14 protein-coding genes are annotated in these 26,902 nt (G+C 44.7%); 8 read left to right on the top strand and 6 right to left on the bottom strand.

All coding sequences use genetic code 11. From position 1 onward, the window contains the following. Positions 1-46 precede the first annotated feature (46 nt). Genes LCS67_RS19400 through LCS67_RS19390 form a run of 3 tightly spaced genes read right to left on the bottom strand, consistent with a single transcriptional unit; the run spans position 47 to position 9,656 of the window. Positions 47-3,424 (bottom strand): DEAD/DEAH box helicase family protein, encoded by a 3,378-nt coding sequence (locus tag LCS67_RS19400; protein WP_080097121.1) that lies wholly within the window; start codon positions 3,422-3,424, stop codon positions 47-49. Between the two features lie 2 nt (positions 3,425-3,426). Further along, positions 3,427-6,744: a DNA methyltransferase gene (locus LCS67_RS19395; protein ID WP_000049831.1), complete on the bottom strand. Its 3,318-nt coding sequence runs from the start codon at positions 6,742-6,744 to the stop codon at positions 3,427-3,429. A 20-nt stretch (positions 6,745-6,764) separates the two neighbouring features. Further along, entirely contained in the window at positions 6,765-9,656 is a 2,892-nt protein-coding gene (locus tag LCS67_RS19390; RefSeq protein ID WP_000580535.1) for an SNF2-related protein, read from the bottom strand. A gap of 175 nt (positions 9,657-9,831) precedes the next feature. On the opposite strand from LCS67_RS19390, the gene LCS67_RS19385 reads away from it, so the two are divergent. The 7 genes from LCS67_RS19385 to LCS67_RS19355 all read left to right on the top strand — a co-directional run bounded on the left by LCS67_RS19385 (position 9,832) and on the right by LCS67_RS19355 (position 21,893). Next, positions 9,832-10,659 (top strand): hypothetical protein, encoded by an 828-nt coding sequence (locus LCS67_RS19385; RefSeq protein ID WP_223617493.1) that lies wholly within the window; start codon positions 9,832-9,834, stop codon positions 10,657-10,659. Positions 10,660-10,661: 2 nt separating this feature from the next. Continuing rightward, a complete protein-coding gene (locus tag LCS67_RS19380; protein ID WP_024151736.1) occupies positions 10,662-12,365 on the top strand; it encodes a membrane protein in 1,704 nt (567 codons plus the stop codon). Beyond that, positions 12,337-14,067 carry a LeoA/HP0731 family dynamin-like GTPase gene (locus LCS67_RS19375; RefSeq protein ID WP_000434625.1) on the top strand — a complete coding sequence of 577 codons (1,731 nt, stop codon included), beginning with the start codon at positions 12,337-12,339 and terminating at the stop codon, positions 14,065-14,067. Before LCS67_RS19380 ends, LCS67_RS19375 begins: the two co-directional genes overlap by 29 nt. A 180-nt stretch (positions 14,068-14,247) precedes the next feature. Continuing rightward, on the top strand, positions 14,248-15,477 hold the full coding sequence (locus LCS67_RS19370; protein WP_024146610.1) for a DUF6361 family protein: 1,230 nt from the start codon (positions 14,248-14,250) through the stop codon (positions 15,475-15,477). Next, positions 15,471-17,267, top strand: a complete 1,797-nt coding sequence (locus LCS67_RS19365) for a phospholipase D family protein (RefSeq protein WP_000933952.1) — start codon at positions 15,471-15,473, stop codon at positions 17,265-17,267. The genes LCS67_RS19370 and LCS67_RS19365 overlap by 7 nt, the downstream gene beginning before the upstream one ends. Next, on the top strand, positions 17,257-20,406 hold the full coding sequence (locus tag LCS67_RS19360) for a helicase-related protein (protein WP_000763887.1): 3,150 nt from the start codon (positions 17,257-17,259) through the stop codon (positions 20,404-20,406). Before LCS67_RS19365 ends, LCS67_RS19360 begins: the two co-directional genes overlap by 11 nt. Positions 20,407-21,017: 611 nt before the next feature. Next, positions 21,018-21,893 carry a phosphorothioated DNA-binding restriction endonuclease gene (locus tag LCS67_RS19355; RefSeq protein WP_000199874.1) on the top strand — a complete coding sequence of 292 codons (876 nt, stop codon included), beginning with the start codon at positions 21,018-21,020 and terminating at the stop codon, positions 21,891-21,893. A gap of 477 nt (positions 21,894-22,370) precedes the next feature. On the opposite strand, the gene LCS67_RS19350 is transcribed toward LCS67_RS19355, so the two are convergent. The 3 genes from LCS67_RS19350 to LCS67_RS19340 all read right to left on the bottom strand — a co-directional run bounded on the left by LCS67_RS19350 (position 22,371) and on the right by LCS67_RS19340 (position 25,540). Beyond that, the gene (locus LCS67_RS19350; RefSeq protein WP_000532939.1) at positions 22,371-23,087 is read right to left on the bottom strand and encodes a YebC/PmpR family DNA-binding transcriptional regulator; all 717 of its coding nucleotides are present in this window, start codon (positions 23,085-23,087) and stop codon (positions 22,371-22,373) included. 559 nt (positions 23,088-23,646) lie between these two features. After that, positions 23,647-25,278, bottom strand: coding sequence for a methyltransferase domain-containing protein (locus tag LCS67_RS19345; protein ID WP_000979784.1), 1,632 nt, complete (start codon positions 25,276-25,278; stop codon positions 23,647-23,649). 4 nt (positions 25,279-25,282) lie between these two features. Then, positions 25,283-25,540: a YjhX family toxin gene (locus LCS67_RS19340; RefSeq protein WP_001054380.1), complete on the bottom strand. Its 258-nt coding sequence runs from the start codon at positions 25,538-25,540 to the stop codon at positions 25,283-25,285. A gap of 487 nt (positions 25,541-26,027) precedes the next feature. Between LCS67_RS19340 and LCS67_RS19335 the strand changes: the two genes are divergently transcribed. Then, the gene (locus tag LCS67_RS19335) at positions 26,028-26,636 is read left to right on the top strand and encodes a DUF1062 domain-containing protein (protein ID WP_000864859.1); all 609 of its coding nucleotides are present in this window, start codon (positions 26,028-26,030) and stop codon (positions 26,634-26,636) included. Positions 26,637-26,902 lie beyond the last annotated feature (266 nt).

Below are 26,902 nucleotides of genomic sequence, written 5' to 3'. Positions count from 1 at the left end.
GCTTGCCCCATATCTTAAATAAGAAATGGGGCAAGAAGAATGGTTGTTAAGCAACCATCTTTTTGAAAAGCTTCTCCAGATAAATAGAACCAGTATCCTCTATAAAGAGTACGTTACGTTCTTCAATTTTATCTTTAGGTTCGGATACATTTATTAAATCAACGAAACGAGTTTCAGAAATAATAAACGCACTTAGGCTTAATTTATCATCAGATAATTTCTTCTCAAGCTCTTTTATTTCCTTGTACAAGCCAAATTTAGCATCGTCAAGATTCAGATTTCTAATACCTTTTGGATCAATCAGGCTTAACCATTGCTTCCCACTTTCATCATCAACTAGCCACAATAAAAAGTCAGGATAGAAGTTACCCGCAGTAGCGAAACCTAAGCCTTTAGCTTTGGAATCAGCATTGCGCAACAAGTATAAGCTCTTATTGCCGATGGTTTTTTGACCTTTTGGTGTTTCAATAAATTCTTGTAAATCCTTAATGAAGGTAATTTCGCTCGGTGCATCAAAGGCGGTTGGACGCATTTTTAGCGGTAAATCAGCATTTTTCTCAATTGAAAGAAGAGGATAATATAGATGCTTGTCGAAGGTTACAGCAATCATGCCGGGAGCGTTCCAGGATTTAGCTTTACCAATATCACCTTGAGCGACGATTTGCTGCAATTGCTCAAGTCGCTTTGTATAATCCAGACCGTCATCAGACTCTTCAATTTCAAAGTGATACATTTTGATCATGCATGGATCGTCTTCATTGACTTGAGTTATTTCATAGAATTGACCTTCATAAGCATTCTTTAATGCATTATAAAAGCGGTCGGTATAATCAGTCAGAAGGCGAAGCATAATATCTTCTTGCTTAGCAATATCGGAATACTGCTTAATTTCGAGCTCCGATGCCGGAATCGAAAGCGTGTACCAATTGTTTGCGATATTCGCCTTTCCAAGGCAAAAATCGATCAACCGTTGTTTATCCAGACGTAAATTTGACCATCCACGCTGTAGTTTATAGGCCTGAATAGCGAGATAAAGACGATCAAAATCAAACGCACTGATTACTTTATAATCTAATTTAGCCTCGTTTCTGACATTAACAGGTGTATTGTCACCCTTCCTGCTCGTATCAATCGACTCAAGTTTAGGATATAAATCGAGTTTGATGTGTGGATGCTTTATCTTGCCTTGCAGTTCAGCAGGAACCTCATAAAGCTCAGGAAAGTAAACACGCTTGAAGCCGTTTTTTTGATTATCCTTGTAGCCATCTTTGAGCTTAAGTGTTTTAAGCTTTGTATTAGGCATGTTTGGCCGGGTTTCAAAATTTAGCTCTAAGATCTCATCACTTGGCGTTATTCCTTCGTCTTCGAGATATTGTTTAAATGTTGCCATATAGTCAGCACGAACACCGAAAATATTCAGTGTCTCTAATTTCTCCAGATGCAGTCCTTTAGGACGTTCTCCTGGTGTGCTTCTTTTTAAAGAATAGTTGCGACCTTTCAGGCGTACCCCGCGACCAAAAAGCTGAATAATCTGTGAGCCTTCCCCACGCCCCATATTGAGTAGACCCATAGTTGATACACGCCAACTGCTCCAGCCCTCAGTAAATTTTCGGGACCCAATTAAGATATGCAGTTGGGAATCTTTATCGTTCAACGTATGGAACAGAGACTTGGCAAAATCGTCTCTTTGATAATCGAACGTCGTATCTTCCTCGCACATTTTATAAAGAGAGGGTGAATCGCCAATATTGATCAAACCAAAAGGTTCTGCTTCACCGACCTGTAATGCAAGTTCACCTTTACTTCCGATCAAATTTAATACTCTTAACCGCTGACCAGAATGTGTGGTATTAAACAGGCGAGCAAGGATATCCAAATAGATATCTTCCGGTCCATTTATTAGAGCAGTGAAGCGTTTTTCAAAGATGTTACGATCTTTGGTATCCAGAATTCTGGCTTTATTTTCAACAAGATCCCGAATCCATGATTTTGCTTGTACTTCATTGTTTAAAAACCATGCTAAAAAACGCAGTACTGCGTGAATATCCGAGTCTTCACCACTGACAGTGTTGCCAACAAAGACCCATAATGGTTTTTCAATGTTGAATTCGCCTAACTTATCTTTATTCTTATTGAATAAATATTGTTGCTGGTAAAAACTGAGTAAACAAGCAGTGAAGTATTCGTAGCGACGCTCATCTTTTTTATCTTCATTGGGATTAAGGTTAAGAATCAGAGACTCTTTTCCATAGCCATCTTCATAGAAAAATTTATAGGAATAGTCGAATAGAATTGATTTACCATAAACTTCTCTTGTGGCCTGAATACGCGCATCACGTAATTCCTCTGAGGTCAGCTCTAATTTTTCTAACTGCTCAGCAGACAGTTTCCCTAATGCAGTTGTCTCAAAGAGTAATTTTGCTTTTTTCTTTTTGATTTCGGCTTCGACAGCTTCAACATTATTTCCGCCAGATACTGCTTGTCCAAAAGTAGCCGAGTATTCGAATGCAAAACCGTCTCGTGTTAATTTGTCGCGACGACGCATCCAGGCACCAGCAGCAGTCCCTGTTCCTTTATGACCTTCATCAATTAGAACCAGATTGTTGCCTTCAAATGCCTCAACAGCAACGGTTTTATCACCCATGTCATCAGCAAGTTTATTGATATCAATAACTTCAACGGTACCTTTAAACGGAGCTGATTTGTTCTTATCAAACAACTGAATGTGGGAAAATCCAGAATTATACAACTCATCCAAGTGTTGTTGTGAAAGACGTTCGTCTGGCGTAAGCAGGATGATTTTATCAGGATAATGATGAGTATTACCATTCTGATAGTAATGTAGGTACTGTAAAATATTTACATGTAATAACAATGTTTTACCGGAACCTGTAGCATTCCAGTATGCCAGTTTATTCAAATCATCCAGGATGTATGATTTAAACTGATTAGCTCTATCCTTTGCTGTTTCATTATTTTCAGCATTGTATATATTGAGTTCACTGTTAAGACCATCAAGTAATTCTTGTTTACGATTGAAGTACCAATCGAGATAGATCTCAGTAAACAAAAGAGACAGGTATTGAAAATATTTCATATTCAATACTGTATCTTCTTTAAGATTACGATGCTCTGTTATTTGTTGCCAGTGCTTAACAATATTAAGATCGTAGCGACGTAATTCATCGAGGTCGATGAGATCGACCTCGAATAAGTAGTTACTTAACTCATGGAAGAACAGGCTTTGGCCATCTTCATGAATACCTTCAAATCGGTCTTCACCTAAACGGATTTTCAAACCATGCAGTGTACCGTCTTTAAAAAAACGGAACATAAAGCGATTTAAAACCAGCTGCTTATGAAAACTTAATTTGCTGTTGGTTTGCTTTTTGATGGCTTTTCCGGTAGTAGGTTTTTTAGCCATTCTTAAGCCTCCTCAGCAAACATTAAGTTTAGGAACTCAGGTTCGATCTGGCGAATTTTCAAACTACGGACGATTTCACCGTCTTCTTCATCAACTGTAAATGCAGTTGGTAGGTTATGATCGCCATTGATATAAATAACATCAAATGTTTTTTCTTTTGCATATAAATCAAATCGGTTGGCGTATTTATTCAACTCTTCATAACCGATTTTATCGCAGTCGCGCCACAGGATTAGCGTATGTTCTCCTGTTGGTAGCGTTCCTTCTACTCGGACATAGCCACGATCAACATTGGATTCAATAGAGTTAACATGTAAGCCAATAAGATAATTGAATGTTTCAACAAGATCAATTTTGTGCTCTTCATAGGCCCCTGCTGAATCGACAGCAATTTTCATCATATAATCGAATGGATTTCTAAAATCATCAGTTGAAAGCAATGAGCTACGACTATCAACTTCAAGCATATAATTAAGGAGATAGTCCTCTTTAAACTCTGGGTTATTGTCAAAAAGATCGACCTTTGGCTTCTTTAATTCTAAGTTATTTAGTGTATCTTCATAACTTTCCAGTCGTTGAAATTTTAGGCAAAGTGAAATCCCATCGTTAGATTCTGGTTTACCATTACGCCACTTTGAAGCGAATACAGTCTTTTTAATGCGCGGTAAAATGGTCGAATCAATATAGGTGTTAGTCTCCATTAAAATGAATTTACGATCAAGATTATCTGCCCTGTTACATTCTATTACAGCGCCAGCTGTGCTACCAGAACCACCAAATATATCAAGAACATAGCTTCCTTGGCTGGTCGCTTGGCGAACAAATTTACTCACAAAATTAGTGTGCTTAGGGGCTAAGAATATTCCTTTTACGCCAAAAAGGTTGGTAGTTTCTTTTTCACCATCGGAATAATCAACAATAATGCTTTTTGCTACATTAGTTTCTACTTCATGCAAAAAGCGTTTTTGTTGCGGGACTTTCGTTTCATCAGGTCCACAGGCTAATCTATGATCATTCATCAAAGATTCCCAAGAGTTACGTTTTGGATATTTTGGGTCTATATACTGTGTACCCTTCCAACCACGAGAAGGCATAGCGACAGGCTTACCTGTAACTGGATGATAAGGACGATAATAACGATAATTTGGATGGCTAGGATCCTTGGTCGTTCCCGATTGCTTTTGGTCGGCCTCCATAATTGTCCAATCACTTTCACGGAACACCCATATTTTTGCATTTTTCTCTCGGGCCTTTTCCTCTTCTACATAGGTCCCTTCTTGATCACGATATTCTGCAAACTTATATTGATAGACCCCATTCCAAGGGTCATTTCTTTTCTCTTGTGTATAATCTAAACCTTCAGCCTCAACTCTCTTTTTAAAAGAGTTTTTATTATTTTTATATAACTCTTTTAGCTTATTTTCTATATGGCAAACTGAAGGGAAATCTGGGTTCAATTCAGCTATCAGATGCATAACTTGTTCAAAACCTGGTTTAGGCTCTCTAAATAATGAGTAGTCCTCTTCCGCAGCCTTGATATCTTTGGCATATACTTCAATATATTCATGATTAGTCGAGAAAGTTTTAGCTCGACCATCATTAGTATTTTGAATCCAAATTAACTCTTCAGCCTTATTGTCTTCTCCAAAAACTTGATTCATTACACCTACTAATGAATCTCTTTCATTCTTATCAATACTTATATAGCATGCAGATGCTGGTGTCATTGTTTTTTGGACAAGTGCTAGACGGTCGTTCATCATCGTGGCCCATGACGAATGTCTATAGTTATTTTTGTAAGGAATTGCACTCACATCAGTATTATAAGGAGGATCAAGGTAAACGCACTTTATTTTATTATCGAATTTTTTCTGTATTAAGTTTAGGCCATGGTAATTATCAGTATGCAATAAAAGGCCATTGCATAGATCATCTATTTTTTCCAATGAATTCAGTAGGTTGCGCTTAAACTCATCGTCGAAATTACTTGTGTCGATGACAAGGAATTTATTCTCATGAAGAAAATCAATATTCACGCTCTCACTTTGAATACTATATATTCCCCTCCATTCATTAATTTGTTTTTCATTGTTGAGTATAGACTTATAAAATTTCGCCGGAACCAAATCTAAAGTCAAACAATAATCAGATTGAATAACAAATTTCTTTTTTGTCCAAAGTTTTTTCTGAAAATTTTCTAGCTGAGCTAAGAAAGTGATTAAATCCATTGCAACGTTGCGCAGGCATTGGATCATTCTAAGCTGCCTCTCAATATTTGAAAACACTTCTGCATTTTGCACATTATCGAGATTCATGACTTCATTTTTAATATAGAAATCTAATTCATTTTTTAAAAATACACCAAGATCTTTGTGAATGAAATAATCTGCGGTATTACGTTGAGTATAAGTATTAAGATGACGTTCTAATTCTGTTCGAGAGGGATTTTTTTCAGTTGGTGCTCGTTTAGTCAGTTCTGCCCAATGTTGCTGAACAGTTTTGTTTTCAAGAATAGTGGAAATAGCTGATTGTACTAAAGCATCTTGCTTAGTTCCCTTTGTTACCGCTTTATATTCGAAGTGAATAATCAACTCTGCGGATTCAACAGTCTTCCCATCTACAATCGATGTTGACTTGATCTCTTCAACTGGTTCATAGGATTGCTCGTATTCATCTCCATCTTTATCTAAGATAGTTCGGACGTGTGGTTCTATGAGTTTAAAGCGGCGATCCGTATTATTTTCTTTACGATTGTCTTTAGCTGTGTCTGCTGCTAGCAATCTAAAACTAACCTTTCGGCCATCAGTTAATTTAAATGTATAGTTGGAGAAATTTTCTCCACTTTTTATGTAGTACTGATCCTTATTTGCCCAGTGCAACATGACTTCTTCACCTGCGTAGGGAATGGCATAAGTATTGCCTTTGTAACGGCGCTTGCTGATAAAATCGCCATTGTCGTAATAACGTGAAAAGAAGGTTAGCAGGTGAGAGAAGACGGTATTTTCATGCTCGTTAGCTCCCGTTGCCATAGACATTAACTGTTTTTTAAGTTCTTTGACTTTAGGGCTTTGCGCTGGTTCAAAACCTGCATCTGTCGCTGCTTTGATTGCGAGATGCAACTGTTGTTCTAACTCTGCTTTATTAGCATTGCCAGCATCCATAAGCGATGACTGAATCTTAATCTTCAGTTTATTCTCAAGATAATCATTAATTTCATCCGCGCGGGCATTCAAAATGCGGTAAATGCCGAAATCCAACTCTGGTCGATCAATCTGAAAAATTTCTTTAAGTTTCTTAACTAATTCGTTGTATTTACTCATTGTTTTCTCTTATAAATCAATTAAATAACTTTCCAGCGAATGGTAAACAATTCTGCGATCTCTGTTTTCTGCTTCATTCTCTCTTCAAGGGCGCTGATCAACAGGTCTCGTTTGTTTGATATTTCATCTTCAATATCAAAAATCTCCATTCTCTGGCGCTTCTGTTGTCGCTCCAGTTGTTTTAGTCTTTCCTGGTTTTGTTTTTGTTCTTCAATGGATTGTGCCAGTCTTGCATCTCTCTTCAAAGACTTGATTTGCATTTTCGTATCGCGTAACGCTTCTTCCGCAGCATACATCACATCCTCTGCCCATTTTTCCAGCTTATCTCTTTCTAGTTCAAAGAGGGCATTGTTCTGCTCCATGACTTCAGCAAGTTGGGCATCGATTTGTCTCTTTTTGAGTAAGAGCAGGTCATCGGGCAATGTGTTCGCCTCTGCAGACATACTTTCTCTATCGCCTGGTGTTGCAGCAATCTGAAACAACCGCTTGCATGCTTCACCGTCTATTATTTGCCCGCGATCGGTCTTTGCCGTAAAGACTAAAAACTGCTGTGTGTTAAACGCATCTACAGTAAGCAAGTTCAGCGTCAACCAACCCGCCTGTCCTTTTAGTTGCTCAGCAACGGAAACTTTCGTTGCATGGTCACTGTAATTGAAGATGACTTCTGCCATCTCCGTATCTAGCCTTTTGGCGTTATCAATCACATACTCACCGAGAGGATGGTTGATGCGATACGCAAAACTATGATGTTCTTGCCTTTGTAACTCACTTTTTTGGTTAATACTTCTGCGTAGTAATTGATACTGCCCTACTGGTAACCCGTTGACTGGCTCGCACAATGTGAAACGGTGATGCTCATGATCAAAATTGGCACAATGTTTAAGTTGGTAATGTGTCACCGCCCAAAACCAGCGGCCAACCTTATCTAAGCGCTCTTGTGTTTCATCAAGCCTGATCTTTAGAACATCGTGAATATCTTCATCAAAATGCTCGAGTAGCTGCTCTTGAGTCTTTTGCATCTTGAGGTTAATTTCGTCTTCAAGCTCTTTTCGCAGTTTTTCAAAGGCGGCCTCAATCTCTTCAGGTGTCCGACATGACTCATAAATGGACTGAATTTTTTTTTCAAAGTCTACGCCGTTTTCAATGCTGCCTAAAACACTGTCTGATGCCCCAAACACACCATCGAAAAGATTGAATTTCTCAGTCAACAATTCCAGAACACGTTGATCTGCTTGATTTCTTTGGTTAAGGAAGTTAATAACCACCACATCAAACTCTTGCCCGTAACGATGGCAACGACCAATTCTTTGTTCAATGCGTTGAGGGTTCCATGGCAAATCGTAATTAATCAGCAACGAGCAGAATTGCAGGTTAACCCCTTCCGCTGCTGCTTCAGTAGCGATCATAATTTCAGCATGATCTTTAAAATGGTCGATCAATGCCGAACGTTTATCAATCTGCGCCGAACCTGTGATGCGAGAAGAACCACGATATTCTTCAAGCCATTGCTGATAAATTTGGTTTGTCTGCGGCGTGTTGTTGGTACCACTAAAAGTAACCACTCTACCCAGATAACCATGATTTTCTAAGAAGTGAGCAAGATATTGCTGAGTTCTCATCGATTCTGTAAAGATGATGACTTTTTTTGCTGCCCCCATTTCTGCAAGCTGTGCAAAACCTTGCTCCAGGCCAAGGAGTAACTCCTTTGTTTTAGTATCAACACCAATTTGTTCAGCTTTGAAGATGAGGGTCTCAAGCTCATTGATTTCAGCCTGAAGTGCTACTAGATCGATAATTTTGTGCTCTGTATCAGCGTTGAATATTTCATCACCTTCAACGATGTCATCTTCAAGATCATCATCAACAATAATCTGCTGAATGATATCTAGCTCATCTTCAACGATGCCTTTGTGCTTTAGTTTCTCAAGACGAATCTTAAGTATCTGTAAGTTATTCAAAACTGCTTTCGTACTCGACGAAAGCAGTTTTCTGAGAATAAGCCCTGTCAGATGCCTGTGTCGCTTAGGCAGCGCGTAGCTATCCTCACGTTCCAGCAGATTTTGAACACGCTCATAGAGTTCATGCTCTTGTTCACTTGGATAGAATGGGATTGTGATAGCTTTACGTTCCGTATACTTGACGTACTCGAGTACATTCTTACGTAATGTTCGTTTGATAAAGTGCGCCAGTCTCCCTTTCAGCTCCACCATATCACTGTCTGTCTGCATATATTGCTTTCTGAAAGCCTTAGGGTCGCCGAAAGTATGCTCATCAATAAGTGTCGATATGCCGTACAGTTCCATTAGCGAATTTTGCAAAGGCGTTGCCGTCAATAACAATTTTTTCCGGCCACAAAGCGCGCGTTTTAATGCTTGTCCCATCTTGTTACTGTCGCGGTGTGCATTCCGGAGTTTATGAGCTTCGTCAATTACCACTAGATCCCACATTTCAGCTACCAGCTTCTCTTCTAACCTGGCTGCATAGTGGAAGGACATTATTGTTATCGATTTGTTATTTAGAGGGTTATAGACACCTTCTTTTTGAAGCTGGCTGAAAGTCTTTGCATCCAATACCTGTGAAGGTAAGTTGAATTTCTCAATTAGTTCACTTGCCCACTGGCGACGTAAAGACGCTGGGCAGATGATCAGTAGTTTTCGCTTCCTTTCTGCCCAGTATTGGCAAAGTACTAATCCCGCTTCGATGGTTTTACCCAAGCCGACTTCATCGGCAAGTACCACGCCCTTACTTAAAGGATTCTCTATAGCAAATAACGCCGCCTCAATTTGGTGAGGGTTGAGATCAACGCTGGCATCAAACAATGACTGAGAAAGACGATCCACGCCATTGTTTGAATGGAGGATAGAAAGCTCATGCGCAAAATATTTAGCATGGTAGGGAGTTGTACCGATCATCTAAGCTCGCCCTTGTTTCCTGACGCTGAAATCACTGTGTATGGTCCACGACTTTAGCATGTCACCGTGCCCTCTGAACTGCTAAGTCTTCGATGCCCTCAGGCGAGCACCATGCGGATTAAGCGATGCCGATCTTATCATTTTAACCCTTACAGGCCGATATCTGATACAAAAGTTGATACGTGATAATCCGGTCAATATCTCCTTGCAATTGAAGTGGTTTTACTTTTTCTTCAACGCTAAGATTGCCTTCAAGTTAAGTAATGCTGCACAAGCCTGCCGGGAAGACTATGTATCTGAGCAAACCGGTGAAAATAGAACATTAATGAGATTAAAAATGAATACCGCTGAGGACTTCAACCGGCTTTATGCCGACGTAGGGCGTAACATTGAGCAAACATTAGCTGATATTGCAGGGCTTCATGTTGAAAACGAAGATGGCAAAAAGCAGCTTAATGCTATGACGGCGCAACTACAGATTCTGCAGGATACTTTCAATCAGAAATTGGCTTATCTACAGCAACATGCCGAATGGGACAAGTTTACCCTTGCTTTTTTTGGCGAAACTAACGCTGGAAAAAGTACAATTATTGAGTCTTTGAGAATCTTGTTCGATGAAACCACCCGCCGACAGCTGCTACAAAATAATCAAAATGATCTGCATAAGGCGGAGCAAGAGTTGCGCGAAAACTTAACGCAGTTACGAAAGGACGTTGGACGGGTCTACGGCGATGTGGTCGATAAAATTAGCAGCATCAGCTTTTCCGCCATGCGACTGCAGCAAATTATCGCCAATGAAAGCGCCTTACGGTTAAAAATGGAAGAAGAGGCGAGTAAAGCGCGCCTGCTTATCGAACAAAACGAAAGCCAGTCTCGTCTGAAAATTTTGCAGCGGCAAACGCACGTAAAAGCGCGTTTAACGTTATTGGCGATCGCCATTGTCAGTTTGTTTGTAGGGGCTGGTGGTGCGGTGGTGTTGCTTAATCAGTTGGCGGGTCACTAACAATGAGCAGCACACTGTCTCTAGCAGAGAATGATCCAGAACGGTTGGCCGAGGTGTGCAAACCGGCTATCGATATTCAGCACTTGCTGGATCAAAGCTTGTCGCGTCTTACTCAATCTGTCATCCGAACGGAAAAATTAAAAAATACGTCAAAGCGCGTCGACGGTTTAATCATTGGCACTGGTGAGTCGGATTTTACCAAAGGCAACACCCACTATGACTTACATATCGATGATAAAATCTTCCAGCTGATCGATGTGCCAGGCATTGAAGGTAATGAGTCCCACTATGTACATTTGGTTAAAGAAGCCATTGCGCAAGCGCATCTGGTGGTTTACGTCAACGGTACCAATAAAAAACCCGAAACGACGACTGCCAGGAAGATCAAATCCTATCTGGAATATGGTACTCAGGTTTATCCGCTGATCAACGCGCGCGGTTATGCTGATGACTATGAGTTTGAGGAAGATCGTGAGGATCTTTGCCGTCAGAGCGGCGCTGATAATACGCTTCGCCAGACCGTTGATGTTCTGGCTCCGGTATTAGGGGCGGAGGTACTGCTGGAGGGGCATTGCGTGCAGGGAATGCTGGCATTTTCAGCGCTGGCGTATGACGACAGCACGCAAAGTACGACCATTCATCCCTCCCGGGAGCATAATCTGGCGGTATCGCAGCAGGAGTACTTTTCGGTGTTCCCAGACCCTCTGGAAATGCGGGCATTTAGCCAAATTGATGCCGTAGCCCGGACAATCAGAAATAAGGTTGCCACCTTCCGGGAGGATATTGTCGAAAGCAACAAAGGCAAAGTCCGTGAGATGCTGGGGCAATACTTACAGGTGCTGGAAACACAGTTAGCCGGACACCGTACCTTCCTGAAAGGTGCAGAGCCAGAGTTTGATAAGTGCCGTGCCGCGTTCCGGAATGCGATTGCTGAGTTTGAACGGCGTATTGTGAATAACCGCCGCAACCGATGGAATACTTTTTTTAACGGGTTGAACGAGGCTAGTGACGCTATCGTCGAAGACGATTTCGGCGATAGCGACGCGATTTCGCAACGGATTCAGCGCGAGTTTAAAACGCGACGCACCGGCGTTGAAGCAGACATGCTGAAGGATACGGAACAGGCTGTGGAGGTATTGCAGCAGCAGATGCTGCATGCGGTGGAACGTCTACTGGAAGATATCAAGCATGTGGAATTTCAACAACGGGTCGGTTTTACGTGTAGTGGTGGTCTCGATTTTGGCAAGGATATGGTGTTGGGGTACGACCTGGGGTTAGGCGATTTTGGCTCAATGGCCTTCAAAATTGGCAGCTATGCGATGACGGGTGGCACAATTGGTAGTGCATTCCCAATTGTTGGAACGGCGATTGGTGCCATTGCTGGTGCGCTGGTCGGCGTGGTGATGACGGTGATCGGCTTTTTTACCAGCAAAGCATCAAAAATTCGCAAAGCGCAGGGAAACGTTCGTGACAAGTTGGATGGCGCAAGGGAGAAGGCTCTGGACGGCGTTGCAGATGAAGCCAGCAAGCTGGTGGCGACCATAAATAAGGAACTTGAGATTGGCCTACTGAAGAAAGTGAACGACATGCAGAGTGCCTTGCAGCAGCCAATTACCATTTTTGAAACGCAAATCACGCGAATCACTCGATTAAAAAACCAATTAGAGAAAATGCCTTATGGAACAATTCAAGCAATTCAGTATTGAGAAACAGGCGGCCATTGATTCGCTGTTACAATTGCGCGGTATGTTAGAGGCGCTGGGTGAAATGGAGATAGATATTGGTGATGATCTACAAAAAATATCCTCCGCCATTACCGCCGTTGAATCTGATGTGCTGCGTATAGCGTTGCTTGGCGCGTTTTCAGACGGGAAAACGAGTGTTATCGCCGCTTGGTTGGGTAAGGTTATGGAGGATATGAACATCTCCATGGATGAGTCCTCCGATCGATTAAGCGTTTACAAACCGGAAGGACTGCCGGGGCAATGTGAAATTGTTGATACGCCGGGACTGTTTGGTGATAAAGAGCGCGAACTCGATGGTAAGCAGGTGATGTATGAAGATCTGACCAAACGCTATATTTCTGAAGCGCACCTGATTTTTTACGTGGTGGATGCCACCAACCCGCTCAAAGAGAGCCACAGCGACATCGTTAAATGGGTTTTACGTGACCTGAATAAACTTTCTTCAACCATCTTTGTGATTAACAAAATGGATGAAGTGGCTAACCTGACGAACCAGGTATTGTTTGAAGAGCAGGCGGCGATTAAAAAAGAGAATCTGAAAGGCAAATTACAGCGCGCCGCAAACCTCAACACGGCGGAATGCGAACGGTTGAAGATCGTCTGCATTGCCTCTAACCCAAATGGTCGTGGCCTGCCGTTCTGGTTCGGCAAACCTGAACATTACGAAAGCCGCTCGCGCATTAACGATCTCAAAAAAACTGCTGCTGAAATTCTGAAAGCCAATGTCCCCGAAGTGCTGTTGGCGAAAACCGGCATGGACGTGGTGAAGGATATTGTTAATCAACGCGTTACGCTGGCTCATTTACAGCTCAGTGAACTGAACGCTTTTGTTGAAAAAAACGAAGAGGATACGCGCCGCTTTTGTCACGATATTAGGCAGAGTCGTACCGAGGTTAAACGGCTGGCCGGTGAGCTATTTGAAGAGCTGAACCTGATGGAAAAACAGCTCATGGGCCAGCTGCGACCGCTCAGCCTGGAAGATATCCGCCCGTTTATGGATGATGAGTTGGGATATACGGAAGAGGGGGTTGGTTTTAAACTTCACCTGCGCATTAAGATGTCTGTCGATCGCTTTTTCGATCAGTCATCAATCGTCACGCAGCGCTTATCGGATGACATTACGCGTCAGCTGAACTCCAGCGAAAGCTTTTTAAGCGGCCTGAGTGAAGGTGCATTTCGTTCTTTGGGCGGAGTCTTTAAGGGCGTGTCAAAAATTAACCCGGCAACACTCAAAACAACCATTTTTGCTGCACGCGACACGATTGGCAAATTAACTGGCTATGTTTATAAATTTAAGCCCTGGCAGGCAACAAAACTGGCCGGAAGTATTACTAAATGGGCTGGCCCGGCGGGTGCTGCGTTTACGATAGGCTCCGATCTATGGGATGCCTATAAAGCGCACGAGCGGGAGCGGGAGTTAGAAGAAGTGAAAGCCTCGTTAGCGAAAATCATTAAGGAGCCCTTTAAAGAAATCTATGATGTGCTGAGTTCAGATGAAAAAATGTTCGCTTTTTTTGCGCCACAGATTCAAAACCTGGAACAGGTGGTCACTGAGCTGACCGCGAAAAGCCAGGTTATCCGTGATAACCAGCAAAAACTGACGATTATCCAGTCAAAGCTTGCCCTGCTAACCTCACTCGCGTCGGAATCCCCGTCAGTTTGATGTGAAAGCCACTGTACCGCCCCAGGAATCGGGGGCGGTATCAGTAACCTGGTACATACGCTAAGTAAATATTGGTTTCCTAAGAAACGTTTGTATTGGTCCAGGACTGGTTATTAACGAACTGTTGTTGATGTATTTAAATGAAAATAAAAGATAATAAATATAACCAAGGAAATAGGTATGGTATCCGCGCTAGGTTGGCTTGATCACGATTCAGACGCACGGACTAAAACGTTAAATATTCTTGCGCTCTTTCAACAAAAAGAGAGCCGTGATGAATTAGGTATTGGCTCGATCCGAGATAGTTTTGCTGAACAGTTATTTCCAGGAACCAGCACCATCCAGACCCGTTTACGCTACATGCTTTTTATTCCATGGATCTACCAATACCTCGAGAATCAACGCATACCCGCCGCAAACTTTAGTACTCAGGCCGACCGTGACGAACGCGCCTTAATTATCACTCTCTCCCGGCTCGAAGAAGATTCGGCCGGTACATTTGGTAAAAACTCACGCGAGAAGCTTAAACGCCTGCCCAGCTCCGTTTACTGGTCCGGGCTGCAGCGCTGGGGTATTCGCGAGATTCTGTGGTCGCAGGAGGAATATCATCGGCGTGTGGATGAACTGTATCGTGCACGCACGGAAATCAGCGAGCGAGAATACTATGAAAAAAATCGGTGCGATATGGGCGACACAAGCGCGTATAAACCAGCCCAGAGCTGGCACTCCAGCCTGCCTGCGCCACCGTCCAACTTTCCTGATGAGGCAACATTCGCCCTAACACGGCAGGAAGCCAGTTTTCTTCGCGACCGTATTCAATCGTCATGTAAAGGCAGCCTACTGGCATGGTTAACCCTGCATAGCGAACCAGCAGACGTAAGCGCACCGTGGGAACACCCGGATTACGCGAAATTCCCGGACGCTCTCCAGGAACTGCTGACCCACGCGCGGTTTTTTTCTTATACGATGCACGGCGCAGCATTGCTATATAACTATTTGCTTGCCAAAGAACGAGCAGATAACGACCTTCTGTCTCAACACCGTGACAATTTCGTCGCCTGGTTTGCCGAACCGGTTCGCGAGAAGATCGCTACCTGGCCACTCGACCGCATGTGGGAACTTACTGCCGGGCCTGGCTATAGCATTAGCCTGAAAACTCGCCGCTTTGTGGAGCAGTGGATTGCACTGATCCGACAATCCTCTGGGACATTACTCACCAGTAAAGAAGCCTGTGCACTTATCCGTGCCCGCGAAATAGCCCTCAAAGGTCCGCGTTCGCGCTTTAAAAACAGACGTGCACTGGAGCAATGGAGTGGATATGCGGGAACCCTGCGGCTGGTCTATCGCTGGCATAACGTCCAGATAATACTTAACGATCTGGCGCACGGTCTCAGGAGAGAAGAATGCTAAACCCCAACAATCGCAGTTTATATACTTCGGCATTGACCTCTCCGCCCTGCATGGTGTTTGACGAAGCCATCGCAACCAGCTTTTCACTCGACCCGGTATTTTTATTACAGGCACCGGTCTATTTGGCTTTCACGGCAACCGACAGCAATCGCGCTCAGGATCCGCTATCCATTTTTGAAGCCATTCGTCGTTATTCCGAACGTATCACGGTGTACGTTCAAAAAGGTCGCATTCAAGTTCCCACAAAGCTCAAGCCTAATCCCTTGTTCGGTTTGCTTGAAGATATGATTGTTGAATCAAAAGCCAAAGGCCGCGGGGTCTTTCACCCCAAAATCTGGGCGATTCGTTTTATCAATCCTGAAACAGACGAAGTGATGTACCGGTTGGTAGTACTGAGCCGAAATTTAACCACCGATTCGTCCTGGGACCTCTCGTTGCAGTTGGACGGCTACCCTGTAAAACGTAAGCAAAGTGCCAATAAAGCACTGGTGCATTTATTCTCCGTATTGCCCAAACGGGCGACGGGAAAAATGGCGAAACATCGCCGGAAGCAGGCGCAGCGCTTCGCAGATGAACTGTTGTATGTTGAATGGGAATGTCCCGCTGGTTTTGATAAGGTCGCGTTTTTCCTGCCCGGAGAAGGTTACGACTGGAAGCCACCCGAAGCGGATCGTGCGGTGGTTATATCACCGTTTTGCACCGATGAGGCCCTGTGCCACATCGTGGAACATTGCCAACAAGCTGATGCCCTGATTTCACGTCCTGACACCCTGCTCGCTTTGAGTAAAGAGACGCTCAACCTTTTCACGCACCAGCTTCATCTTGACGACGCAGCAGAAGGGCAGATGCACGACGAGAGCTCACCTGATGAAATCATTGCCTCCGGTCTGCATGCCAAAGCTTATCTGTTTGAAAATGGCCGAGACAGCGAACTGGTTCTGGGCTCAGCGAACGCCACCAGCGCGGCGCTACTGGGGAAAACAAACTGCGAAATTTTAGTCTCGCTCAAGGGTAAGAAAAAGCACACGGGCACTATTGATGACCTCATTGGCAGCGACGGGATGGGAAGCTATCTGCAAGATTTTGACCCTGGCCAGCTGTTTGAGCCCGATGCCCTGCGTATCGAAGCAGAATGCCATCTTGAACAGGCGCGTACGTTGCTTGCTGAAGCTGCATTGAGTCTTCATGGTCACCCCGGTCAAAACGACCAAAGCTGGGCATTGTGGCTTATTGGCGAGATTCCTAAGTTACCGGGAGTTGTTCAGGCAACAGCATGGCCCATAACGGTATCAGAAGTGTTGAGTTGCAATCTACAGGACCCGAATAAGGAGAATAAAAGAGAACTCGGAGAGTTTTCAGTCCAGGCAATTACCGGACTGACAGCGTTTTCCCTTAAAACATCGCACCCGGACGTATCGCTCAGGTTCGTTCTCAATCTGCCAATTGATGCCTTACCCCCCGATCGCAATGCAATAATTTTACAAAACTGCATGCAGAATCAGGATTTTCTACGTTACTTGTTGATGTTGATAGGTGAAACGGGGCATCAATCCTTCTTTGCCGAAAATACCTTCGGTGATGGTCATTTCTTTACAGGGCTAGCCAGTGGAGAGGAATTCAGCGTTCTGGAAGAGCTGACACGTATCTATAGCCGCGAACCCGAGCGTTTAAACGATATCGCCGCGCTGGTGGAAAATATGCGAAAAGGGAAGAACGATATGATTCCGCAAGATTTTCTTGCACTGTGGGCCGTGTTTGAATCAGCCATGGGAGGACGATATGGCCGATAAGCATCCCAGTATTATTGCCCCACTCACGGGCTTGAAAGATTTCCAGCAACGCACCGTAAATTATGTTTTCCAGCAATTTTACGGTGATAAACCGCAAAATCGCTTTCTGGTAGCCGATGAGGTGGGGCTGGGCAAAACAATGGTTGCCCGGGGCATCATCGCCAAAGTTATCGAACATTTGCAGGATAATGTCGATCGTATCGACATCATTTATATCTGCTCAAATGCGGCTATTGCGGCACAGAATATCAAACGCCTGAATGTCAGTAATGAGGCGCAATTTTCACACTCAACGCGCCTGACGTTTCTGCCAAAGCAGGTGCGGTCTCTGCGCCAAAACAGAATAAATTTTATCAGCCTGACACCAAACACTGCTCTCGATCACACCCGAAGCCGTGGAGGTCACAAAGAAGAACGCGCGATCTTATATCGCATTTTGTACGATTTACCGTTAGCAAAAGGCATGCGCCGTGAACGTTTACGCAAGGGAATGCTTAACCTGCTACAGGCAGCAGCAGGCTTTTCTGGCTGGCATTCCACGGTAGACCGGCTATCTGTTGATGACATTGACACGGAACTGGCAAAAGATTTTCGTCGCAAGGTTCTGGACGATACCGAACTGTACGCTCAACTCAAAGAAGGTTGTGAATGCTTTGCCGATGATGACGAGGATAGCGAAATTCACGATTCTGAACTGCGCTACACACTAATCGGAAAACTCAGAAGTAAACTGGCTTCAGTGTGTTTGTCAGCGCTGGAGCCCGATCTGGTTATCCTTGACGAATTTCAGCGGTTTAAAGCTTTACTTGATGGTGACGATGAAGCCGCACTGCTGGCAAAAGCACTCTTTGAACAGCCGGACGTACGCGTGCTATTACTCTCCGCGACTCCGTATAAAATGTTCACTCTCGATCAGGAAAGCGAAGGGGATAATCACTACGCGGACTTTATTCGCACATTGCAGTTTTTGTACAACGATAGCAGTCAAATCAAGGGTATTCAGCAGCACTTACTCGATCACCGTACTGCATTGCACGCTTCCACAAATGCCGCAGAAACGAAAAAAGCACTGGAACACGCTTTATTACAGGTCATGTGCCGTACCGAACGGGTAACGATGACGCAAAAGCTTGATGCGATGACCAAAGAAGTTGCACAACCGGCAATGATTACGCTCTCCGACCTTCATCACGTTGCCGCCGTTGATGCTATCGCAATGGAGGTACAAGCTCGCGATATCATCGAATACTGGAAATCAATGCCTTACCTTCTCAATTTTCTAAAGCATTACGAGCTACGTACTCTTATTGACAAAGCACTGGAATACCCTTCCGATACATTGGGCAAACTCGTCAAATCAATAAAGCCTCAGTTACTGTCGAAGGCGAAATTAGAGCGCTACAAACCCCTTGATGCTGCAAATCCCCGCATGCGAATGCTGTTTGAAGACACGCTGGATAAAGACATGTGGCAACTTTTATGGATGCCACCTTCTCTACCTTACATTACGCCTGGTGGGGTCTATGCCAACAAAGGCAGCTTGACTAAAACGCTGGTATTTTCCGCCTGGAACGCGGTACCTAATGCGATTGCCACTGTTTGTTCTTATGAGGCAGAACGACGGATGATTGGTACTGATCCCCAGATTCTACATAGTCAGTTCAAAAAGAAAGTAAAACCGCTGCTCAATTTTGCAAAATCATCAAAAGATGGTCGTCTCTCCGGGATGCCTGTTATTGCCTGGATGTTGCCATCACCGACACTCGCCCGCCATATTGATCCGCTTGAAATTGCCCTCCAGCATGCCAGCGAGCCGTTGAGTGTAAAGGCCGTAAGGGCGATTGCAACGGCTAAATGTGAAGCACTGCTTGAAACTCTGGATAACGGTGAGCCGGGTACGCGTGTGGACGAGCGCTGGTATTGGGCAGCACCGGCATTACTGGATGCTCGTACCGAAACGCCAGACTGGTGGCAGGGCGAACATTACTGGTACATAGGGTCAACGAAAAATGAGAGTGCCGAAAACTTTCAGGAACATATCGACCTTTTTATCCAAATGGCAAATGGCGAGATCTCCCTCGGCCCACGCCCTGATGACCTGGCTGAAGTGCTCTGTGACTTAGCTCTTGCTAGCCCCGGTACGTGCGCCCTACGGGCGCTCAATCGCATCGACAATGGCCTGGCAGCCGATTCAGCAGAGATGTTATCCGGGGCAGCACAGATCGCTTCTGGATTTCGCTCACTCTACAACCTGGCGGAGAGCATTTCGCTACTACGCGGCACTGGCGATGACACTTACTGGCGGCTAACGCTGCGCTATGGCATCGATGGCAATATACAGGCCATGCTGGATGAGTATGTTCATACACTGTTAGAGTCGATGGGATTACAACATGAATCCGCTGAAGCGCAGTTAGCGGCTATTGCATCACGCATTCAGGCCGTTGTTTCGCTGCGTACCACGCAACTGAATATTGATGAGTTCAAAACGAAAGGGGGCAATTATTCCTGGGGCGATTTGCACACACGATGTCGCTTTGCTTTACGCTACGGCCAGCAGAGGGACGACACAAATCAAGCCGTCGCACATGCGGAGTCGGTGAAAGATGCGTTTAACTCTCCCTTCCACCCCTTTGTATTGGCCTCCACCTCTATCGGGCAAGAAGGACTCGATTTTCATACCTGGTGCCACGCGGTGATGCACTGGAATTTACCGTCAAACCCGGTCGATATGGAGCAACGTGAAGGGCGGGTGCATCGTTATAAGGGCCATGCAGTAAGGAAGAACATTGCTGAGCATTATGGTTTGCGTGCACTTCATTCGTTGGCAGAAAGCTCAGATCCATGGACACAGCTCTTCGCACTTGCGGCAAGTCACCGTAAAGCAGGACAATCGGAGCTGGTTCCCTACTGGATTTTTGAAGAGGGGACATCTTGCGTTGAGCGCCGGGTTCCTATATTGCCGTACAGCAAAGAGAGCATTAAGTTTAAGCGGCTTAAACGAGAACTAGCACTCTATCGTATTGTATTCGGCCAGCCGCGCCAGGAAGATTTATTGTTTGGCCTGAAACAAAGTGGTAATGAGTCTTTAACTGATTTTTCGGAGTGGCTTATTTCTCTTGAACCGCCAAAGATATAATGCTCCTTAGTGTGAGGAGCTTTATCCTGTTATACGATGGTGTGAGTTTGCCAACTAAAATGTAGATAAAATTAAACGAAAATCATAGCAGTATCTACTGTTACCACATGATTAAATTGAGTTAACTTGCTCAATTTCTGGAAAAAAAGGATCTCTGATATAGTAGTGTACTGATTTTTGGCCCGTAACCGAAATCACGTGTGGTGTGGGGAGCTAATGAGGCAATTTAGGGTTAGGATAGGTATTGTTGATGGGTGAAAATCACACAACTTTGTGATCTTCCACCCAGCATTCAATTTTATGTCCCATTCCGGGGCAACCCCCAAAGTAAATTCTAAAAATCCATCAATTTTCAATACATTGAACCTAAAGGCAAGTCCGCCCTTCACACCAAAAGCATATAAATGGACCTCAACTGAGGTCTTTTTTATGCCTGAAATCCAGAAGTTACCTACCTTTCTCGGTTGAGCGCTGTGTTTTTTCCATTGTTATCAGAATGCTAACTGTTAGTACAGAGCCGATAGACAAAAAGTATGTCTGCAATAATGTCTTGAATGTACATATAGTTGCGAGCATCATCGCAACTATGTGCTCATGAATTCTTCAATGTAATGACCTCTGACAAAACCCTAAAGCAAGCGATATCAAATATTACTATTTGGCGCAAAGGCGAACAGCGTGCGCCGCATAAGCCGTTATTGCTGTTATATGTTCTCTCGCACTATCGGCAGGGTCACGATCGCCTGTTTGATTATGGTTCTGAAATTCATGAGCAATTGCTGGATTTGCTGGAGCGCTATGGGCCACAGCGCCGTGAACAGCGCCCGGATATGCCGTTCTGGCGTTTGAAGGGCGATGGTTTCTGGGAATTGCAAAACGCGGACTTCTGCTCAACCAGCGGTAGCCGCCAGCCACCCAAACGTGAACTCATTGAATATAATGTTGCTGGTGGGTTTGATGTCGACAATTTCGCGCTGGTAACAAAAAAACGTAAGCTAATCGACACGCTGGCGCAGCAGATCCTTGAGGCGCATTTTCCGACCAGTATTCAGGAAGACATCGCTGACGAGATGGGTTTTGATATTCGCACCTCTCTCCGTCAACGCGATCCGAAGTTCCGCCAGGCGGTGCTACGAGCTTACAATTATCAATGTGCGGTCTGCGGCTTCAATATGCGCCACGACAACGCCCCTATAGCCCTTGAAGCAGCCCATATCAGATGGAAGCAACATCATGGTCCTTGTGAAGTGCCTAATGGCCTGGCGTTGTGCGCAATCCATCATAAAGCGTTCGATCGTGGTTCGATTGGCCTGGATGAAAATATGCGCGTGGTGGTTTCCGACGCGGTGAATGGTGGCGGAGTGGTACAGCGGCTGTTCTGGGATTTTGCGGGGAAAGAGATCGCGTTGCCGCAGATGAAAGAAAATTATCCGGGTGAACGGTTTGTGGAATGGCACAAGAGGGAGGTGTTCAGAGGAGGACATTGATCTGGGGGGATTTTGAGTGAGGTATACGTTATCTGCTAAAAACAGAATCACATCAAAGGCATCAAAGTAATCGGCCACGGTTCTCGCACTATGGTCTGTAGCGCGCTGGTGGAGTCATACCTGTAGTCAATCGACGCGTAGAGCGCCAGATGAACCATCACGAGCGCAAGCGGGATTCATAAGGTGCGGCACCTTAAAGAGCACGGGGAGATTGTAAGCAACCCGATATTGCTGGCTTTTGCTTAGCTTGCTGACGGGATTCGTCGGATGAAACATGAAAATTACCTCATGTTTTATATAAGGATTCGACACTATATCAAAACCGGTATCTCTCAACCTTTCAAGACTATGTGTCAGATCAGGTCGTGATAAGACACATAAATTTAAAAATCTATATATCTGGCCAGATAGACTTTTTTATAACAGCTTTATAAATTAAACAAATCTGCCATAGAGACAGATTTGTTTAATTTATAATTAGAGGTTTGCAACGTTATGATATACTTTTTGCACATCATCATCATCTTCAAGGGCATCAACAAGTCCTTCAAAGATTTCTAAATCTTCTGGTGAAAGCTCAACTTCTGATTGAGCAATCATTTCTAATTCTGTTGTTGAAAATTCAGTAATTCCAGCTGCTTTTAGCGCTGCAATTCCTTTGTGCAGGTCTGTAGCTTCAGTATAAATAACGATGTTTCCTTCTTCTTCGGTTACATCACGAACATCAACTTCAGCATCAAGCAAAATTTCAAAAATATGGTCAGGGTCTGTTCCTTTAAATACAATCACTCCAGTATTGTCAAACATATAGCTGACAGCACCTGCCGCTCCGATATTCCCGCCTTTTTTATTAAAAATTGTGCGGATATTAGCAATCGTACGGTTAACATTAGACGTCAACGTTTCAGCGATAACCATTGAACCATTTGGTCCAAAGCCTTCATAACGCCCTTGCACGAACGTTTCATCTCCGCCACCTTTGGCTTTATCAATGGCTTTATCAATAACATGTTTTGGAACCTGTGCTTGTTTCGCACGTTCAATAACGAATTTTAAAGCTGAGTTTGATTCCGGATCTGGTTCACCTTGTTTAGCCGCAGCATAGATTTCTACACCAAATTTTGCATATACTTTAGACGTTGCACCGTCTTTAGCCGTTTTTTTAGCAACAATATTTGCCCATTTACGTCCCACTGGAAACATCTCCTCAAAAAATTATTTACATTAATGGCAGGTTAATAACCTGCATGTTTTTCTACCGCATTATATCATAATATATAAATTCTCGTCTATGAGAAATAAAAACATCCGGCCTTTACGGGGGATTACTTTGATTTTAACAATAGCTAATATGGTGGATAAGTCATTTTCTAATTTTCTTCCAGTTCTTTTTTTATTCTTAATAATTGAATTGCAGCAATAACGTCTTATTGATGGTGGTTTCGCTCATCAGGTGAGGTGGAACGCTTGCACGTCTTGCGACATATTGTGGCAGAAACTTAATGGCGAAATTAAGAGCCTATCCCATTAGGGCTATTTTACTTGCCATTTTGGACCTGGGCAGTGCTCAAAATCCTCACGTACTACGTGTACGCTCCGGTTTTTGCGCGCTGTCCGTGTCCAAACTGGCTGCGCCAATAACGCCTGGTGGGATAGTCTCTAAGACGATATATTCCCGCCTTGAGCCGCGTTAATTTGTTGAATACTTTTAAATGGAGGTATACCTCTTGTAGGCTATACCTCCTGCTTCACGTTATCGCGCGATTAACGCAAATACGCCCCAGCCAAAGTATTCTCGCGTCCAGGTGACGTGACGTTTGGGGGCTACCGTCAGTTCTGTTCGAACCTCTTGCGCAAACTCATCGTCAGGGTTTTCCTCCAGCCAGCGGCGCATGGTCATCCACTTCGCGGCTTCATATCTGTCCCAGCCTTGCGGGTCCGCCAGCACCATTTCCACTACGTCATAGCCGAGTTGGTCGAAAAAGGCGACCAGCTCGGGCAGGGGGCGAAAATCGGCGACAGATGAGACGCCACAGGCGTGGGCGATCTCTTCCGTTGCGGGGATCCGACGCCAGTACGGTTCGCCGATGAGAATGAGCCCGCCTGGTTTGAGGCTTTTGGCCAGCAGATCTATTGTCCCCGCGACACCGCCCGCAATCCAGGTAGCGCCTACGCAGGCCGCCACGTCATATTTTTCCTCGTCGATATAACCGGCCGCGTCGTTATGAATAAAATGTACGTATTCACTGACGCCGAGCTCTTCTGCACGTTGTTTTGCCTGTGTGGTGAAGAGCGGGCTTATATCAATGCCAGTACCTGTAACACCGTAATCGCGAGCCCAGGTGCAGAGCATCTCACCCGAGCCGCTACCGAGATCGAGAATCCGCGTGCCTGGCTTCATGCGTAACGCATGGCCCAGTGTGGCGTACTTTTCCGCTGTAAACGGATTATGGATACGGTGTTCGCTTTCGCTAATGGTAAAAATACGTGGGATATCCATTGGGTTATTCCTTTTACTGAGGGCAATATCCTCAGAAGTGGATGCTTTTTCAGCCAGCAGCGCAAACAGCTTGCCTGCAAAAGTCTCGCCGACCGGCCAGGCGTGACTGTCCGGGCGCTGCAACACAGTGAAGCCAGCATCACCAAGCAGGCTGATATATTCATCATCGCGCCAGGCCTTCATTTGACTGCCGAAACGGGTGGTACAGCCGTTTTCCGCTATCGCCCAGAACTGCGTTGAGCTGGTTTGGGCCTCTTCATCCCAGGCATTTTCCGTTAACAGCAGATGAGGCTCGGCAAGAAACAGGCCGTGCGGACAACGCTGCCAGCCTGGCTGCGCCATGCCCTGGCGTTTAACTTCATCGAAGGTATGCACTTCAACAAGCAGTTTGCCGTCCGGTTTCAACCACTGCGCGCAATGACTGATGAGGCTTTGCGCATCCGCAGCGCTAAAGACATTCAGTTCCCCAAACGTCATCATAATGAAATCAAAAGGTTCCGTGGGGTGGTATGTACGAATATCTTGCTGAATGTAGTCAATATTCAGGTTTGCGGCTTGCGCCTGCTGGCGAGCCCATGTGATGGATGCCGGAGAAAAATCTACGCCTGTGCAGTGAAACCCACGCTCCGCTAACAGGCGGGTATAAAAACCGGGTCCACAGCCGAGATCCAGAATGCGGGCGCCAGCGGGTAACTGACGGGTAATCCATGTTACCTGTTGCTCAATCACGGTTAGCCGGCGGCTGGCCCAGTCGTGGTCCTGCGACAGATGATTTTCCAGCATGCGTTGGCTGAAGGCTGGCTCGTCCCAGGGGATTTTGCCTTCATCGGGTAATAGCCGAATGCGATGCGTTGCAAAAATAACGGCGCTGATATCCATCATCATCTCCTTAGCGATTGTCAGGCTGGGCGCGAACGTTGTTCAGCCCGGTTGTATTAATGCGGTAGGGCTGACCATTAACGGATTTGATCAGCTTTTTGGTTTTGAGTTTTTTGAATACAGCGAGCGTGCAATCGGCAAGCAACAGCCCTTCGCGGCTATAGCATTCAACGGCGGTGACGCGGCCTGACGCATCGCGGATGTGCGTAATGCGTCCGCCTTTGGCGAGAACGTGTAAGGTACGTTGTTCCTGACGGGATAAATTCATACTGAAGAACCTGTTTAATCATCATAGGCAAAACGTGCAAACACACTGCGGTGTCCGCATTCGATTTCGGCGCATTGATAATCAGTCCGGCCTGAAAAGGTCGGGGAACTGATTATCAGATGATGACATTCTCCAGCATCAAAGCCTCGGGTTGAGTTGAAAGGTATTTACGTCGTGAATGATAACACCTCTTTTCTGTAAGTGAATAACCGGGAGTGAAAAGTGTGATCTCAAAGGGAGGATCATGCGTTTAGTAAGTCAGTTGAATAGATACCGCCGCTACCATAATGAATATTGATTAAACTCATATACCCGATAATGGCCGCTTTGATAGTCTCGACGTATCTTTTTAGCCATTGACAGGGTTGTTGCGTTGGAAATCTTTTTTTAACCCACTGAAAAATATCACTTAAATATTTTTCATGCATAAACATTTATGGTCCGCTGAGTTCGGATCCGGTTTTGTATGGGTTAAAAAAGGTACGTTATGAAAGTCATATGGACTGTCACTCCTGTGGGGTATCAGCGCATAGCGAAACGTTGCCCTTCATGCAGCGTAAAACGGGATTTCACGCCTTCTGGGGCATTTCGGGTTAATTCGCAAAAGAAGGTACTCGATGTCTGGAGTATCTATAAATGCACACACTGCGATTACACCTGGAATATCTCCCTGTTCTCGCGCCTGCCAGTCAGCAAAATTAACCGCGATCTTTATTGCCGACTGATGGCGAATGATGCTGCCACGGTGCAATATTTTGCTTATGACAACGCGATCCTGAAGCGAAACAATGCTGAATTATCGGGGCAGCCTGATTTTCACATTCAGGAACGGTGGCTGGTCAGTATCGCCTCCCACAAGCAGGTCAGTGTTAGCGTCAGGATTTCCCGTTCTTTTCAGGTCAGCCTGCTGTCGATTTTGAAGAGGCAACTCCTGTTAAGCACAGCCGAAATCAAGAGACGGATTGAAACAGGGCAAATAAGTGGCGTCACGATGAAAATGCTTAAATCGCGAAAACTGAAAAATGCGAAATATGACTTGCAGCTCTCTGTTGAAACACTGTATGACCGGCGAAGAATTGTTCTGACCCGTCGATAAAAACAATAAGCTCACCTTACGTTTAAGTGTGCTGGTATGGCAGTGACGTAACGGAATGAAAGCAGGGCTAAGGGACAGGTGAGCTTTAGTTGAATAACCCTTGTCTGTGGCATTCAGTGAAGACTGAATGCCATGGATAATCCAGATTTTCGCACCAGTGATGATCAGCAGAATGACAAAGGGCGATGGGTTATAATTAACTGTAGAGTAAATAAATATTCACGCAACACCATTAAAAAATAAGAAAAAATGACTCACTGTTGAGC

It is taken from the genome of Salmonella sp. A7 (genome assembly GCF_020181675.1).
Lineage (GTDB): Bacteria > Pseudomonadota > Gammaproteobacteria > Enterobacterales > Enterobacteriaceae > Salmonella > Salmonella enterica.
This window is presented reverse-complemented; position numbering and strand designations above follow the sequence as displayed.

What these genes read in the sequence shown, in the direction of transcription:
- LCS67_RS19400 (WP_080097121.1), bottom strand. Translation starts at nt 3,424, where the DNA reads ATGGCTAAAAAACCTACTACCGGAAAAGCCATCAAAAAGCAAACCAAC.
- LCS67_RS19395 (WP_000049831.1), bottom strand. Translation starts at nt 6,744, where the DNA reads ATGAGTAAATACAACGAATTAGTTAAGAAACTTAAAGAAATTTTTCAG.
- LCS67_RS19390 (WP_000580535.1), bottom strand. Translation starts at nt 9,656, where the DNA reads ATGATCGGTACAACTCCCTACCATGCTAAATATTTTGCGCATGAGCTT.
- LCS67_RS19380 (WP_024151736.1), top strand. Translation starts at nt 10,662, where the DNA reads ATGAGCAGCACACTGTCTCTAGCAGAGAATGATCCAGAACGGTTGGCC.
- LCS67_RS19375 (WP_000434625.1), top strand. Translation starts at nt 12,337, where the DNA reads ATGGAACAATTCAAGCAATTCAGTATTGAGAAACAGGCGGCCATTGAT.
- LCS67_RS19370 (WP_024146610.1), top strand. Translation starts at nt 14,248, where the DNA reads ATGGTATCCGCGCTAGGTTGGCTTGATCACGATTCAGACGCACGGACT.
- LCS67_RS19365 (WP_000933952.1), top strand. Translation starts at nt 15,471, where the DNA reads ATGCTAAACCCCAACAATCGCAGTTTATATACTTCGGCATTGACCTCT.
- LCS67_RS19360 (WP_000763887.1), top strand. Translation starts at nt 17,257, where the DNA reads ATGGCCGATAAGCATCCCAGTATTATTGCCCCACTCACGGGCTTGAAA.
- LCS67_RS19355 (WP_000199874.1), top strand. Translation starts at nt 21,018, where the DNA reads ATGACCTCTGACAAAACCCTAAAGCAAGCGATATCAAATATTACTATT.
- LCS67_RS19345 (WP_000979784.1), bottom strand. Translation starts at nt 25,278, where the DNA reads ATGATGATGGATATCAGCGCCGTTATTTTTGCAACGCATCGCATTCGG.
- LCS67_RS19340 (WP_001054380.1), bottom strand. Translation starts at nt 25,540, where the DNA reads ATGAATTTATCCCGTCAGGAACAACGTACCTTACACGTTCTCGCCAAA.
- LCS67_RS19335 (WP_000864859.1), top strand. Translation starts at nt 26,028, where the DNA reads ATGAAAGTCATATGGACTGTCACTCCTGTGGGGTATCAGCGCATAGCG.